The sequence below is a fragment of the Vibrio scophthalmi LMG 19158 genome, assembly GCF_000222585.1.
Lineage (GTDB): Bacteria > Pseudomonadota > Gammaproteobacteria > Enterobacterales > Vibrionaceae > Vibrio > Vibrio scophthalmi.
Genome location: NZ_AFWE01000224.1, coordinates 1 through 15,881 on the forward strand (window position 1 = coordinate 1; position 15,881 = coordinate 15,881).

13 protein-coding genes and 1 riboswitch are annotated in these 15,881 nt (G+C 45.3%); of the genes, 10 read left to right on the forward strand and 3 right to left on the reverse strand.

The features are described from left to right. Positions 1 to 516 precede the first annotated feature (516 nt). From crcB to thiH, 7 genes are all read left to right on the forward strand, one after another. The gene (crcB, locus tag RH88_RS21370) at positions 517 to 906 is read left to right on the forward strand and encodes a fluoride efflux transporter CrcB (protein WP_005599956.1); all 390 of its coding nucleotides are present in this window, start codon (positions 517 to 519) and stop codon (positions 904 to 906) included. A gap of 52 nt (positions 907 to 958) precedes the next feature. Further along, positions 959 to 1,057: riboswitch (TPP riboswitch) on the forward strand. A gap of 146 nt (positions 1,058 to 1,203) precedes the next feature. Further along, positions 1,204 to 3,141, forward strand: coding sequence for a phosphomethylpyrimidine synthase ThiC (gene thiC, locus RH88_RS21375; protein ID WP_005599957.1), 1,938 nt, complete (start codon positions 1,204 to 1,206; stop codon positions 3,139 to 3,141). Between the two features lie 2 nt (positions 3,142 to 3,143). After that, positions 3,144 to 4,403, forward strand: coding sequence for a thiamine phosphate synthase (locus RH88_RS21380; RefSeq protein WP_005599958.1), 1,260 nt, complete (start codon positions 3,144 to 3,146; stop codon positions 4,401 to 4,403). Next, complete coding sequence (locus RH88_RS21385; RefSeq protein WP_005599959.1) at positions 4,393 to 5,169, forward strand: HesA/MoeB/ThiF family protein; 777 nt, start codon at positions 4,393 to 4,395, stop codon at positions 5,167 to 5,169. Before RH88_RS21380 ends, RH88_RS21385 begins: the two co-directional genes overlap by 11 nt. Next, positions 5,166 to 5,375, forward strand: a complete 210-nt coding sequence (thiS, locus tag RH88_RS21390; protein WP_005599961.1) for a sulfur carrier protein ThiS — start codon at positions 5,166 to 5,168, stop codon at positions 5,373 to 5,375. The genes RH88_RS21385 and thiS overlap by 4 nt, the downstream gene beginning before the upstream one ends. Positions 5,376 to 5,377: 2 nt before the next feature. After that, positions 5,378 to 6,142 (forward strand): thiazole synthase, encoded by a 765-nt coding sequence (locus RH88_RS21395; protein WP_005599962.1) that lies wholly within the window; start codon positions 5,378 to 5,380, stop codon positions 6,140 to 6,142. A 9-nt stretch (positions 6,143 to 6,151) separates the two neighbouring features. Beyond that, positions 6,152 to 7,264, forward strand: a complete 1,113-nt coding sequence (thiH, locus tag RH88_RS21400; RefSeq protein WP_005599963.1) for a 2-iminoacetate synthase ThiH — start codon at positions 6,152 to 6,154, stop codon at positions 7,262 to 7,264. Positions 7,265 to 7,392: 128 nt separating this feature from the next. Here thiH and RH88_RS21405 read toward each other — a convergent pair whose 3' ends face one another. Beyond that, positions 7,393 to 9,180, reverse strand: coding sequence for an aminopeptidase P family protein (locus RH88_RS21405; protein ID WP_005599964.1), 1,788 nt, complete (start codon positions 9,178 to 9,180; stop codon positions 7,393 to 7,395). A gap of 153 nt (positions 9,181 to 9,333) precedes the next feature. Continuing rightward, the gene (locus RH88_RS21410) at positions 9,334 to 10,275 is read right to left on the reverse strand and encodes a LysR substrate-binding domain-containing protein (protein WP_005599965.1); all 942 of its coding nucleotides are present in this window, start codon (positions 10,273 to 10,275) and stop codon (positions 9,334 to 9,336) included. Positions 10,276 to 10,415: 140 nt separating this feature from the next. Here RH88_RS21410 and RH88_RS21415 point away from each other — a divergent pair, with 140 nt between their 5' ends. Both RH88_RS21415 and tsrA read left to right on the forward strand, forming a co-directional pair. Further along, complete coding sequence (locus RH88_RS21415; RefSeq protein ID WP_009386790.1) at positions 10,416 to 11,570, forward strand: multidrug effflux MFS transporter; 1,155 nt, start codon at positions 10,416 to 10,418, stop codon at positions 11,568 to 11,570. A gap of 183 nt (positions 11,571 to 11,753) precedes the next feature. After that, the gene (gene tsrA, locus RH88_RS21420; protein ID WP_005599967.1) at positions 11,754 to 12,038 is read left to right on the forward strand and encodes an H-NS-like global regulator TsrA; all 285 of its coding nucleotides are present in this window, start codon (positions 11,754 to 11,756) and stop codon (positions 12,036 to 12,038) included. A 71-nt stretch (positions 12,039 to 12,109) separates the two neighbouring features. Here tsrA and asnC read toward each other — a convergent pair whose 3' ends face one another. Next, positions 12,110 to 12,574, reverse strand: a complete 465-nt coding sequence (gene asnC, locus RH88_RS21425) for a transcriptional regulator AsnC (protein WP_005599969.1) — start codon at positions 12,572 to 12,574, stop codon at positions 12,110 to 12,112. 105 nt (positions 12,575 to 12,679) lie between these two features. Between asnC and RH88_RS21430 the strand changes: the two genes are divergently transcribed. After that, positions 12,680 to 15,856, forward strand: coding sequence for an EAL domain-containing protein (locus RH88_RS21430; protein ID WP_005599970.1), 3,177 nt, complete (start codon positions 12,680 to 12,682; stop codon positions 15,854 to 15,856). The last annotated feature ends 25 nt before the right edge of the window (positions 15,857 to 15,881 follow it).

Genomic DNA, 15,881 nt, shown 5'->3' on the forward strand with positions numbered 1-15,881 from the left:
TTGGTATTAAGCCTCAGCAGAAATGCTGGGGCTTTTTTACATCTGGATTTTGGAGTTTGTCGCTACTTGGCAGAGCAGCGGATCCCGCTAATTACAAAACTGCGCGTGTTGAGGATTCGAATCTCTCCACCCCAGCCATATACTAAGCCTCAGCAGAAATGCTGGGGATTTTTACGTCTGCATTTATGGTTGTTCGCCACGAGCTCTTGTTATTGTTCTATTTTAGCCTGTATTACGGTTGCTGGGATTTATTGCTAGCGAATACATAGAGCTTACCTTAGCGTTGCTGTCACTACAGAGGAGCTTATAGCCCCCTTTTTCGCTAAATCTAATATAGCTATGCTGATGTTGATAGCTTCTATAGTTTTTGCGCTGATATTGACACTAAAGTGACTCCTGTAACGTTTGAAATTAAACCTCATTAGCAACACCAATTTATTGGAATTTATTATTGTCTTGGTGTCTATATCGCGTGGAAGTGGCTAGAATATAGCCATTGAATATATTGGGGGATTTATGGGCCAACTTTCCATACTCGGCTTTATTGCACTCGGTGGGGCATTTGGTGCTTGTTCCCGCTATTTAGTCTCGGAGCTTTGCGTCGCACTGCTAGGACGTGGCTTTCCTTACGGTACGTTAACGGTCAACGTGGTCGGGTCTTTTATTATGGGTCTGCTGATCGCAGCATTTGAAAGTGAAGTTCTTGCTATTGAGCCATGGCGCCAAATTATTGGTTTAGGTTTCCTTGGTGCATTGACGACCTTCTCAACCTTTTCTATGGATAACGTTTTACTGATGCAGCAAGGTGCTTTTCTCAAGATGGGCCTAAACGTTCTACTTAATGTGGTATTAAGTATTTCAGCCGCTTGGGTTGGCTTCCAACTTTTAATGAAAGTTAACATTTAGTTAAATTACAGCGTGTACGGCTTGGTTTCGAATCACTAATTGCTTATAATTGCTTCACTTGTCGGAGAGCCATTTGGCTGAGACCGTTTATTCGGGATCCGTAGAACCTGATCAGGCTAAGACCTGCGTAGGGAACAAGAGAAGATCATTGCACCTAAATATCCCGCTATATCTAGGTTAAATCATCTCATTATCAGTGCACACTTTTTGTCAGTGACACTCGATCCTCTTGTCATATCGTTCCGCCAAGCATTTTTATCCCATACGTTTTATAAAAAATGAGCAAGGAAAAATGCTATGTCGAGTCGCAAGCAAGCAAGACTGGAAGCTAAACAGTTTATAGATACTCTTTCGGTGCAACCGTACCCAAACTCTCGAAAAACTTATGTTGAGGGTTCTCGGCCTGATATCCGTGTTCCTATGCGAGAAATCACCTTGGCAGATAGTTTGATTGGCGGTACAAAAGAAGCGCCGATTTTCGAGCCGAATGAACCAATGCGCGTTTATGATACCTCTGGTGTTTATACCGATCCTGAGCATGACATTGACCTATATAAGGGTCTTCCTAAACTGAGGGAATTATGGATTGAGGAACGTGCTGATACGCAGCTTTTGGATGATGTTAGCTCGGTATATGCGAAAGAGCGCTTAGACGATGAAACCCTAGACGACCTGCGCTATGGCAATCTACCTAATATACGTCGTGCGAAAGCAGGACAATGCGTAACACAATTGCATTATGCACGCCAAGGCATCATTACCCCGGAGATGGAATATATCGCATTGCGCGAAAATATGGGGCGCGCTCGATATAGTGATGAAATGCTTAACCAGCAGCATCCAGGGCAGAATTTTGGGGCTAACTTACCCAAAGATATTACCGCTGAGTTTGTACGCAAGGAAGTCGCGGAAGGGCGTGCAATTATCCCATCGAATATTAACCATCCAGAATCTGAACCTATGATCATTGGTCGTAACTTCTTAGTTAAGGTCAATGCTAATATTGGTAATTCATCGGTGAGTTCTTCAATCGAAGAAGAAGTTGAAAAGCTAGTTTGGTCCACTCGTTGGGGTGGCGATACCGTAATGGACTTGTCTACAGGACGAAATATTCATGAAACTCGAGAGTGGATATTGCGTAACAGCCCGGTACCGATCGGCACTGTGCCTATGTATCAAGCACTAGAGAAAGTTAACGGTGTCGCTGAAGACCTTAATTGGGAAGTGATGCGCGATACGCTTATCGAACAAGCGGAGCAGGGGGTTGATTACTTTACTATTCACGCCGGTTTGCTATTGCGTTACGTGCCAATGACGGCCAAACGTGTCACTGGTATTGTCTCCCGTGGTGGTTCCATCATTGCGAAATGGTGCCTTGCTCACCATCAAGAAAGTTTCCTCTATACCCACTTCCGCGAAATTTGCGAAATCTGTGCTCAGTATGACGTGGCGCTTTCTTTAGGTGATGGTCTACGACCAGGTTCGATTGCTGACGCCAACGATGAAGCTCAATTTGCTGAGCTGCGCACATTGGGGGAGTTAACTAAGGTTGCATGGGAGTACGATGTGCAGGTGATCATCGAAGGCCCTGGTCATGTACCAATGCATATGATTAAGGAAAACATGGATGAACAGCTCAAGCATTGCCATGAAGCACCTTTTTACACCTTAGGCCCATTAACGACAGATATCGCTCCTGGTTATGACCATATTACTTCCGGTATTGGTGCGGCGATGATCGGCTGGTATGGCTGTGCGATGTTGTGCTATGTAACGCCAAAAGAGCACTTGGGATTACCAAATAAAGAAGATGTGAAAACAGGGTTGATCACATATAAGTTAGCGGCTCATGCGGCTGACTTAGCCAAAGGTCATCCAGGCGCGCAAATTCGTGATAATGCTTTATCGAAAGCGCGCTTTGAATTTCGTTGGGAAGACCAATTTAATCTCTCTCTCGATCCTGAAACTGCTCGTGCTTACCATGACGAAACGTTACCGCAAGAGTCCGGTAAAGTCGCCCATTTCTGCTCTATGTGTGGCCCTAAATTCTGCTCCATGAAGATTTCTCAAGAAGTTCGAGAGTATGCCAAAGATACCAAACAAGTCGCAGCTGATCAGGCTATCTCAATCAAAATGCTGGATGATCCACTTGAGGGGATGAAACAGAAATCTGCAGAGTTTAGAGCGACGGGCTCTGAGTTGTATCACCCAGCGGTTGCATCTGAGGCAGAGTAATCATGGTCGAAATATTGGTTCCATCATCTGCGATAGAGCTAACGGCTGAGATTCAGCAGGCATTGTTGGTCGCAGAGCAAAATGGCTTTGCGATTGACCAAGTGATGTTGGGCGTAAGCTCTACATCGCTTTTTGCGATAAACCTTGCTGATAAAAAGCTCGTCATTGGTGCTGATTTTATCGGGAGCGATGATAGCGTAAGTGACTACCATCTTTGTTATAGCAATCAGAAGAGTGTGGTGACTGCTCCTAGTCAGCGTAATACCATTTCTCTCGGACTAGCAGATAGCGGTCATGCTTTGGATATATGGCATCATCCCTTGGGTGATGAGGTTAGGGCGCTTTCTTATCCGCTTCAGACGCTTGATGATAAACAGCAGCCGCGACATCTATCTTGGGTGTTGGTGTTATTGAGCTTAGAGTTTCCGATTGAAGATTGTCTTACGCTTGCACGAGCGATGATAAATGTTTCACGTGAAACATGGGCGGCTGATTTTACCCAGTTTCCCCGCCCGGTACTTGAAGACAAACGACTAGGTATTCAAGTTGGTTGGTCAACTCAACGTTGCGCTGCTTCTTTTACTCGATTAGACAAGCAAAAAATCGGCCTCTATCCAGTAGTTGATAGTGTTGAGTGGGTTGAAAAGCTATTGAAACTGGGTGTTAACACCGTGCAATTGCGGATAAAAGATGCCAATCAAAGTGACCTGGAAGCGCAAGTAAAGCACGCAATTGATCTTGGTAAACAGCATAACAGCCAAGTATTTATCAATGATTATTGGCAACTCGCTCTCAAGTATGGTGCTTTCGGTGTTCATCTTGGTCAGGAAGATATCGAACATGCTGACCTTAGTTCAATCAATCAAGCGGGTGTTTGTCTTGGCTTATCAACGCATGGTTATTTTGAATTACTGCGAATCAGTCAACTCAAACCAAGCTATATAGCGCTTGGTCATATATTCCCAACGACAACCAAAGAAATGCCTTCCAAACCTCAAGGTTTGGTTCGTTTGGCGTTATACCAACGACTTATTGATACGATTCCCTATCACGATGAACTTGGTTATCCAACGGTGGCGATTGGCGGGATTGACCTTGCGACAGCCCCAGAGGTCTGGTGTTGTGGTGTTTCAAGCTTAGCTGTTGTGCGAGCGATTACTTTGGCCCCCGACCCGCAGAAAGTCTTGTCTGAGTTCGGACGAGTCATGCAGCCAAAAACACGAATGTACCTTAGTGAGCGAGGTGCAGAACATGTTATCTGATCGATCATTTTTGCGTTACCAAAGACAAGTTTGCTTATCTGAAGTTTCAGAGCAAGGGCAAGTATCGCTAGTTAACTCGCATGTCTTGGTCATCGGTTGCGGCGGTTTAGGTTGTGCTGCCACGCTCTATTTAGCCGCCGCTGGTGTAGGCCACTTAGTTGTTGTTGATGATGATTTGGTTGAAGAGAGCAATTTACAAAGGCAAGTTGCTTATCGGCAAACCGATCTTCAGCACAATAAAGCTAAGGCGCTGATGCAACAACTAAAGCAACTCAACGACAGTATCAATGTTAGGGCTGTCGAACGACGCTTAGCTGATGAACAGCTTGGTCTTGAGATCATGCTGGCAGATGTTGTACTCGATTGCAGTGATAATTTGCTCACACGTCAGCAAGTGAATCGAATCTGTTCACAACAAAAAACGCCGCTTATTTCTGCAGCTGCGATAGGTTGGCAAGGCCAGTTTACGGTCTTCGATTATTTACCAGAGTCACCTTGTTATCGTTGTCTTATTCCATTTGATGAAACAACTCAAGAAGGTAAGTGCAGTGAGATGGGCATTATTGGTCCAGTCGTTGGGGTTCTAGGAAATTATCAGGCATTGGCTGCAATCCAAAAATTAGCAACGGGTAAATTTTTTGTTGAGCCTAATCAGTTGCATCTGTTCAATGGCCAAACGATGCAATGGCAAGCCATCAAAATAGTGCGTGACTCTGAGTGTAAGCTCTGCAACGTATCCCAAGCGACTACGGAGGTCGCATCATGAGTGTTATTACGATTTACATTAATCAAACGCCGCATCAGATCGCACGTGGTGGAGATTTAGAACAGCTGATTAGCCAATGCAAACTTCCTCATCAAGGATGTGTATTTGCGATTAATAATCAGGTAGTGCCCCGCAGTGTTTGGGCGAGCACCTTGCTTTGTGAAGGTGATGAAATATCACTATTTCAAGCGATTGCAGGAGGTTAATGATGTTAAAAATTGCTGATAAAGCCTTTCATTCACGGTTGTTCACTGGAACAGGTAAATTTGCCAATTCGAGTTTAATGGCCCGTGCGATCATTGCTTCAGAATCTCAGTTGGCGACGATGGCCCTCAAGCGAGTTGATATTAACGATAAGCATGATGATATCTTGTCTCCTTTGATTGAATCGGGCGTCAACCTGTTACCAAATACCTCTGGGGCAAAGAATGCCAAAGATGCCGTCTTTGCGGCTCATCTTGCGCGAGAAGCACTAGGAACCAATTGGTTAAAACTGGAAATTCATCCTGATCCTAAATATTTGATGCCAGACCCAATTGAAACCTTAGCAGCGGCAGAGCAACTGGTTAAAGATGGCTTTGTCGTCTTGCCTTATTGTCATGCTGATCCTGTTCTGTGTAAGCGGTTAGAAGAGGTAGGTTGCGCTGCAGTCATGCCTCTAGGTGCGCCAATTGGTTCAAACAAGGGGCTTGTTTCACAAGATTTCCTGGAGATTATTATCGATCAGGCATCTGTACCGGTTGTGGTTGATGCCGGTATTGGTGCGCCATCTCATGCCGCACGAGCGATGGAGCTTGGCGCAGATGCGGTATTAGTCAATACCGCCATTGCCGCAGCGAGTGATCCGGTTGCGATGGCTATCGCCTTCAAGCTCGCCGTCGAGTCTGGCCGTATGGCTTATGAGTCAGGTCTTGCTGGGCAAGTATCGCATGCTGTTGCTTCGAGTCCTTTGACTTCATTTCTGGATAACTAGGTTGATGCTATGAGCTTTGTTAACCGATTCAATCAACTCAATTGGGATGACATTTCGTTATCTATTTACGCTAAAACGGCAAAGGATGTTGAGCGCGCCTTAGCCAAGCCTAGGCGTGATTTGGAAGACTTTAAAGCGCTGATTTCACCTGCGGCTGAACCTTACTTAGAGCAGATGGCACAACAATCCTTTGCGCTTACCCGTAAGCGGTTTGGGCATACAATGTCGCTCTATATTCCGCTCTACCTTTCTAATTTATGTGCCAATGCTTGTAGCTATTGTGGTTTTTCGATGGAGAACCGGATTAAGCGCCGTACCTTGATTGAAGATGAAATAGAAGCGGAAGTTGCAGCGATCAAAGCAATGAAATTTGACAGCGTTTTACTGGTAACCGGTGAACACGAAACGAAAGTGGGTATGAACTACTTTCGGAAAATGTTGCCACTGATCAAGCCAAGCTTTAACTATTTGGCCATGGAAGTTCAGCCACTTGCCGAGCAAGACTATGCAGAATTGAAAACGCTTGGGCTTGATGCTGTGATGGTCTATCAGGAAACCTATCATCCGAGTACGTATGCTCAGCATCATCTACGTGGCAATAAAACCAAATTTGAGTATCGCTTAGAAACACCCGATCGACTGGCGAAAGCGGGGATTGATAAGATTGGTATCGGTGCTTTGATTGGACTGGAAGAGTGGCGTACCGATTGCTTCTTCGTTGCTGCGCACCTTGACTACTTAGAACGTCGCTATTGGAAAACGCGTTATTCAATTTCTTTCCCGCGCCTGCGACCATGTGAAGGTGGCTTACAACCAAAATCGGTGATGACAGATAAGCAATTGGTGCAATTGATCTGCGCATATCGCTTGTTAAACTCCGAAGTTGAATTATCACTTTCTACACGCGAAAGCGAAGTATTCCGCGATAATGTATTACCGTTAGGTATTACAGCAATGTCTGCGGCATCTAAGACTCAACCGGGAGGGTATGCGTTAGAGGATAGCGAGCTAGAGCAGTTTGAGATTAGTGATGAACGGAGTGCGAGTCGCGTTGAAGCGATGATTCGGAGTAAGGGATTTGATCCCATCTGGCGTGACTGGCATTCAGCCTATTCGGGGTAGATTCCATTGAGTGGCGAATGAGTGTTTCACGTGAAACAAAAAAGGCTTCCGTAGGAAGCCTTTTCATTAGGTCATACACGAGACATCATTGCTAATGAGTCGTGATGTTTGGCCGATATTGTCAAACATTAGTGACTGAGCGGAAGCGTTGCTTGACGCAACCAGGTTTGTACATCGCCGGCTACCAATGCACTTAAATCTTGCCATACCTTATCATGGTATTCATTTAGCCACGCCAGTTCAGGTCGAGTGAGTAGGTTGACGTCGATATTGCGTACATCAATCGGACAACGTGTCAGCGACTCAAAAGTCAGAACTGAGAAGTCACCTTGCGTTGGCAGTTCAACCACAAGCTCTAAGTTTTCAATCCGGATACCAAACTCTTCAGCACGGTAATAACCAGGTTCGTTCGATAGCACCATACCTTCAACTAGTGGGACATCAATTAAACGTTTTGAGATGCTGGCAGGACCTTCATGTACACTCAAGAAGTGGCCGACACCATGGCCTGTGCCGTGGTCATAGTCGTAGCCTTCAGCCCACAAATGCTGGCGTGCAAGAGTATCGAGTTGGAAGCCTCGAGTCCCTTGCGGGAAACGAGCTCGAGCAATACCAATATGGCCTTTTAGGGCCAAGGTAAATTGCTTAATCATATCGTCACTTGGCTGGCCAATCGCAATTGTACGAGTAATGTCGGTAGTGCCATCTAAATACTGACCACCTGAATCGACCAAGTACAGTGTGTTGAGGCTTAGTTGACCTGGTGTTGGTTGATTTTCATGATTGTAGTGACACATAGCAGCATTGCCGCCAGCTGCAGAAATAGTATCAAAGCTCAGATCCATTAGGCTTGGATCCATGCGGCGAATTGCTTCCAGCTTATCAGCAAGTTGTGCCTCGTTATGCAGTTTGCCTTGAGCGACTTCATTATCAAGCCACGATAAGAACGTCACCATCGCAACACCATCACGAATATGGCAAGCTTTCATGCCTGCAATCTCAGTGGCGTTTTTAGCCGCTTTTGGCATTAGACAGGGATCGGCGGCTGAGATAACGGTTGCACCACTATTTTGTAGCACTAACTTAAACCAAGCGTTGCTGGTATTGGTGTCAAGTAGGACCTTAGAGTCGCCTAATGCTTCCAAGCGATCTTGTAACTGCTCTGGATGATAAACGCTGACACCTTGGCCAACATGTTGGGCAAACTCACTCGGTAGACGTGCAGGATCGAGGAAGAACTCAACGTTGCCATTGCTGTGTAAGATGACATGAGAAAGCAGCACTGGCAGGCGTGATACATCCAGCCCGCGTACATTCAGCAGCCAACAGATAGAATCTAGTGCGGTGATTACGGCACTATCGCCACCTTGCTTAGCAACAATGGCGCCAATTTGTTCGCGTTTATTGGCACTGGATTGGCCAACTGAGTCCGTAGCCATTAAGCGTACTTCAGAGACAACGGCAGCAGGGCGGTCGAGCCAAAGCTCATCAATTGGATTGGTTTCCAATATGGTTAGTTGATGTTGCTTCGTTAGCTTCGCCTGCGCTACTTCTAACCACGCGCCAGAATGCATGCGTGGGTCGATAGCCACTTTTTTACCCGCAGTAACATGGTCAATAATCCAATCTAATGCTGGCTCATTGATGAGATGACGGTACTCAAATAGCTCACTAGGTACTTGTTTAGTCACTTGAACGGTATAACGGCCATCGACAAATATCGCCGCTTTATCTTGAGTGATGACAGCGGCACCAGCCGAACCAGTAAAACCGGTTAGCCAGTGTAAGCGTTCGTTATGTGCTGGGACGTATTCACCCAAGTATTCATCTTCGTGAGGCACAATAAGTGCATCAATATCGTGCTGAACAAGCCATTGTCTAATGGCGCTCAAACGCTGTTCAGTGTTTGTAAGCATGATCGTTAATCCTTCAAATAGAGTGGCCGCGCAAGCGTAGCGATAATCGAGAATAAGCTACTCTTTTTGCCGCATGGCTGCAATTGTTAGCGCAAGAGTTTGTTTTGTTTCCTTTGTGGCAACGTATTTCAATCTAGAGTGAAAATTGCTTTGTTAACGTAATGAGTTGGTTTTTTCGGTGATCAGAGAGCGAAGCCATGAGAGGGCCGGATCACTCTCGCGATCGCGATGCCAAAACAATGTATAAGCCATTGGCGGGAACTCTAGAGGCAATGGCAAAACAGTGAGATTGTTTTGACTGGCAGCAAGGTGCACAAAGTGGCTCGGTGCAGTAAAGACGAAATCGGTATAGCAGCATAGGCTGGCCGCACTGTTGAAATCGGGTACAGTTACCGCGATATCGCGCTCAGCTCCGATATCGGCCAGACGGTAGTCGAGTAACCAGCGATCATTGCCATCACAACGAACTTGTACATGACGCTGTTTGAGATAGTTGGCTAAGTTCCATGGTTGTGTCAGCGCAGGGTGATCTTTACGAAGCAGGCACATCTGATTGTCGCGATAGATCTCTTGTTCACAAATATCAGTGGGTGGCAGCATGGTGAGTTTGGCATCGTTGATATCGATATCTTTCCCTGTAATGCCTAAGTCCAATTCCCCTCGTTGCAGCAGAGCAAAAGTTTGGTCATTCCAAGGGTGGGTACTGATGGTTACATTTGGTGCTTGCTTAAAAATCTGCGGTAAGAAGTGCGGCAAAATCAGTGGGTAGACACTTTCCACTGCTGCAATTTGAAAGCGGTAGTCACTTGAATGAGGGGAAAATTGTTCAGGCTGAGTTAACTGTTCCAGTTGATGGATCAGGTTATCCAGTTTGGGTTTCAGAAATAGCGTTTTAGGTGTGGCGGTTAAACCATGCGCATTGCGAATGAACAATGGGTCGTCGAACTGCTGACGAAGTTTGGCTAAGTTCTTACTGACAGCGGATTGAGACAAACAGAGTCGGTTAGCGCTGCGAGTGACGTTTAGCTCCTCGGTGAGTACTTTTAAACAGACCAGTAAATTGAGATCAATACGGGCAAGTTTTTCAATGTTCATAGCTATTCCTAATTAGAATATCTCGAATGACTTAATGTCATTGGATGTCATATCTAGCCTAACTTACACTTAGGCAAATTTCATCCACTAATGGTTTTGTTGTGCCGCATTCTCCTTCTGTTTCACCCGCTAAATCGCAAATGATTCTGCTTACTTTACTGGTTCTATTCAGTCCTTTGGCGATTGATATTTACTTACCAGCATTCCCTTTGATGCAAGAGTCGTTTCACGTGGAACATGCTCAGGTACAAGACACGATTAGTTGGTTCTTGTTCGCGATGGGTATTGGTCAGCTATTTGCTGGCCCACTCGCAGACAAGTTAGGACGTCGAACGGTTGCACTTGGCGGTATCAGTATCTATGGCGTGAGTGCTTTATTGGCGTGGAGTGCTCAAAGCATTGAATGGATGCTGATGGCTCGATTACTACAAGGGTTGGGCGCATGCGCAACTTCTGTAGCCGCCTTTGCAACCGTTCGCGATCTCTTTGGACCACAAAAAAGTGGCAAGATGATCAGTTACCTTAATGGGGCGATATGTTTTATTCCCGCCTTGGCGCCTATTTTGGGTAGTTGGCTGACTCAGCAGTTTGGTTGGCGGAGTAACTTTAGTTTTATGGCTGGCTTTGCCATCACGGTATTAGTGATGATGATTGTGGGTATGAAAGAGACCAACCTAACACCAAGTAAGGAACCGGTGTTTAAGCTCAATCGTTATATTAGTATCTTACAAACGCCAACATTCCTGTTCCATGCTAGCCTTTGTATGTTAGCGATGGCGGTGATTCTTGCTTATGTTACATCGGCGCCAGTAGTACTAATGGCGAAGCTGGGTTTGAGTATGAACGACTTCACCTTTTGGTTTGGTTTGAATGCCGCAATTAATATCATCGCTTGTATGACTGCGCCGAAATGTATGGACAAACTCGGCACGCGCGCGACATTAATGATTGGCCTGACGATCCTAATGCTTGCTGGCGTGTTGATGTTGCTATTGGCGTCTATCGAAACGGCACTCGCTTTTATGCTACCTATCTTTCTTTCTTCTGTTGGTTTTGCATGGATCCTAGGGGCAGCAGCAGGTAAGGCACTAGCGCCGTTTGGCGACAAAGCGGGCACTGCGGCGGCACTATTGGGCCTATTCCAAATGAGTGGGTCAGGGTTGGTGATTGCGTTAGTACAACGTTTAGGTTTAGAACCACAAACATTGATCGCGATTCAGATGCTAATTGTACTGCCATGGCTAATGGTCCTATTCACCAAATCTGGCCGAGCGTGGCATCAAGTGGCAGCTTAACTGTCCCACATTATTTGTGTGCCTTAATTTGTGAGCCTCTCAACTATGATATTGGCGTTGATTATTGAGTCAACGCCAGTAAATAAGGGGATTTAACGCTCCCTACTTGGCTTATAACTAGGCGAAATCATCAAAACGTTGTATATTTAACGTTCTGTTTTAGCTAGTGGATTTTTTTATAACATGTCTCTGACGACTTACGAGATGGCTCGCTTATTGGAGCAACTAGATACCGCTCCAGAGAAAGTTATGTTTGGTAAATTACTTGGTGAATTAGGTAATCAAAGTGGCGAACGTATTCAGAGTGCAGCCAAGCAAGTACCGGTGCCAGTCTTACGCGATATTATTTATCATTTTCAGCAAGTGATCGCTGCTCGTAAAGATGAGCAAGTTGATATCCTCGCAAAACAAATTGCCGATCAAGGTATCTCTGTTGAAGAGTTACAGCATTACTTAGCATCGCGCTAGATCATTTTTGAAGAGCCCGCCTTAGCGGGTTTTTTTATATCTAAATCGTGGTTATTTTTATCGTGACAACGCTATGGGTTAACATTGCGATTGATTGGATTTTGCAATGAAATCAGTGTTTCGGTTGATTGCACTTCATCAATCGCTTGTAGCTTATCAATCAACACATACTGCAGTTCTTCGATTGAACGGCACATTAACTTAACGAAGATGTTATACGCACCAGTGGTGTAGTACGCCTCAACTACCTCTTCGAGCGCATTGAGTTTAGCCAGCGCCGAATGGTAGTCACGTGCTGCATTGAGGTTTATGCCGATAAAGCAACAGACATCGTAGCCGAGTTTTTTGGTATCAACGATAACCTCTGTCCCTTGAATTACATTGGCCGCTTTCATTTTTTCAATGCGAACGTGGATAGTGGCCGGACTGACATCAAATTGCTTGGCCATTTCTGCATAGGGTTTACGCGCGTCAGCCATCAGCGTTTTTAGAATAGCCTTATCAAGATCGTCGAGTTTGTTGGCATGTACTTGCATAAAAAATCCTATCTGCTTTAAAGCACTTAAGTAGAGATGAGTACAATTTATCATCAATGATGATACCATTGTTGCACTCATTTCTTTTACTAAAGAGTTTAACTTGTGCGTTTTTGTCTGATACTCGTTTCCTTTTTGTTCAGTACTTTTTTTAGCACCTTAGTCAGTGCGAAAGACAAAGACGTCTTGATTATTCACTCTTATCATCAGGGCTTTTTCTGGACGGATGCGTTTCAACAAGGTTTAGAGGAAGTCTTCAAGCACAGTCAAATCTCTACTCGTGTGATGTATTTAGATACTAAGCGCTTGCAGAGTGCCTCCTATCTTGATCAGCTTTACCGCCTATACAAAACCAAATTTAGTGAAGAAAAGTTCAAAGCCATCGTGGTGAGTGACAATACCGCCTTACAACTGATGCAACGCTTAGCGCCTGAGTTGGGTGATACGCCGGTCATTTTTGGTGGTATCAATAACTATGATCCAAGTATGCATCAAGGGTTGAAAGCGACCGGGATAACCGAAGATATCGATCTACTGAGTAATATCAGCCTGATTGAACGTTTACAGCCTGAGGTTAAGAAAATCTATGTGGTAACTGACTACTCGATTACCGGTGATGCAGTGCGTCAGCAGTTAGATAAATTTATGGCGATGTATCCGGATTATTCAGCGGTTATTGAACCGCTCGCGCCGAAAACATACGGCGATTTGCTGGCGTTCGTTCAAACGCTCGACCGTCAGTCGAGTGTGTTGTTTTGGGTCTACTATCGTGACAACAATGGCTGGATTACAGGTAAGAAAGATTGGCAGCAACTCAATCAAGTTACCGGAGCGCCAATCTATATGGTGCATGATTTAGATATGGGGTTTGGCGCGGTCGGTGGCGTGATTCAAAGTGGTCATATTCAAGGCCAACAAACGGCGGGACAGTTGATGAAGGTACTCGCTGAGCCCAATGCTAGTCTGCCTGTCGTACAAATTGGCTCTCCAGAAATCAAATTAGATTACCAAGCGGTGATCAAATGGCAACTTGGTGTTGATACAGAATCACCGTCGGTCTTTTTCAATAAGCCCCTAAGCTTTGTCGAGCGCTATGAGGAACAGTTGCGCTTTGTGGTGAGCTTATTTATCACGCTGGCGGTGGTCATAGCGGTGCTGCTCTATTACCTCAGTCGTTTAAAGCGCAGTGAGCAAATGGCGTTAGACAATCAAACCTTGATTGAAATGGTGTTTGACCAAAGCTATCACTACATTGGTATTCTCGATCAAAACGGTTGTATCGTTTCAAGTAACAGCAAATTACAAGATTTACTCTATCAGCAGAATTCAGTCTCAGAGAAGCCAATTTGGTTCCATCATCATTGGGAGCAGAATGCGGCCGATAGAATAGAGCGTTATTTCCTCGCGCCAGATGAGAGCAGCAATTGTCAGTTTGAAGCAGAGATTTGGCATCCAGAGCAAGGCTCTATGGTACTCGAACTTTCGTTAAAACCGCTTCCTCTGCATGAACATCGTGAGGCGCAAATCTTGTTGGAAGCACGCGATATTACCTCTAGGAAACTGACGGAAGAGCGGTTATTTGAGCGTGAAGCCAGCTTAAGTCATTACTATGATCAGCAACCGGTCATGATGATTACACTCGATGAGCAAAATCGCATTCAGCAAGTTAACCGTTTTGCTGAGCAGTTATTGGGTTACAAAGAGAATCAGATTTTAGGTCATCGTCTAAAGTCTTTTTATGTTGATGATGATGCAAGTATCCCACGCCAAGTATTGTTGCAACCTAAGCAAGTGATGAAAGGGGTTTGGCGGCGTGAGGTGGAATACCGTCACCAAAATGGTCACTCATTGTGGATTCGTGAAAATATCCGCCCGCTGGTGGAGAGTGGCCACTTACTGATTGTTGGGGAGGATGTGACTACTTTGCGCCAAATGGCCGATCAGCTCGCCTATCAAGCGCAACATGACTTGCTAACCGATACTTACAACCGAAACCACTTTGAAATTGAGCTGGAAAAAGCACTCAAAGAGGTAGAGAGCTATACCCGAACTCACGCCATGCTCTATCTCGATATGGATCAGCTTAAAGTACTTAATGATACCGCAGGCCACGAAGCGGGCGATGCAGCGATTCAATTTTGCGCCAGCTTATTGGAAGAGGTACTGCCGTATAAAGCCATCTTGGCTCGTATGGGTGGGGATGAGTTTGCGGTATTGCTAAAAGATTGTACTGAACGTGATGCCAAGAATGCGGCAAGTTCGATCATTGCTATGTTGGCAGAGCAAGCCTTTATCTGGGATGACATTAAACTCAACTTGGCGTGCTCGATAGGCATTCGTCTTATCGATCATACCGCCACGTCGCCACAAATGGTGCACGCGCAAGCCGACACGGCCTGTAACGCCGCTAAGGAAGAGGGGCGTAATCGCTTTAGTCTGTACTGCCAAGATGACCAAGACTTGCGTCGCCGTGAAATGGAAATGGCTTGCGTCAATATGGTGCACAATGCGCTTAATAATGATCGGCTTGAATTGTTTGCTCAGCGTATTCTGGGTTTAGAGCAAGACGACCATCGCATGCACTTTGAAATTTTGGTGCGCATTCGCAATGCGGATGGTGAATACATCTCTCCGGGTATTTTTATGCCGGCTTCAGAGCGCTATAACATTGCCCATTTGATTGATAAGCAAGTTGTCCGCCAGACTCTACAATGGCTAGCACAACATCCAAATGCGATGGATAACCTCGCTCTGTGTGCGATTAACTTATCTGGTCACTCGATGGGCAATCAAGAGTTCATTGATTTTCTGCTCAATGAATTGCAAGCGAGTGCGGTGCCGTGTAATAAAATTTGTTTAGAGATCACCGAAACCGCAGCCATGAGCAATATGAATCAGGCGATAGAGTTTTTTGCACAGCTTAAACAACTTGGCTGCCTGATCGCATTGGATGACTTTGGCTCGGGCTTATCCTCATTTGGCTATCTAAAGAAGCTGCCGGTTGATATCGTTAAGATTGATGGCCTATTTGTGCGTGATATTGATAATAATGAAATGGACCATCTAATGGTTCGCTCAATCAATGATTTAGCCAAGCAAATGGGCAAACGCACCGTGGCTGAGTTTGTTGAAAACAACCAAATTATCGATCTGCTGATCGAACTGGGTGTTGATTATGCTCAGGGGTATGCGATTGGAAAACCGAAGCCTTTGGCTGAGTTGGTTGAAGAGTTGAGTGAAGAGCTCAACAATGAGAGTGAAACGTTCACCACGCAAGCGTAGTAGCCAAGAATAAAATTCGCTAAAC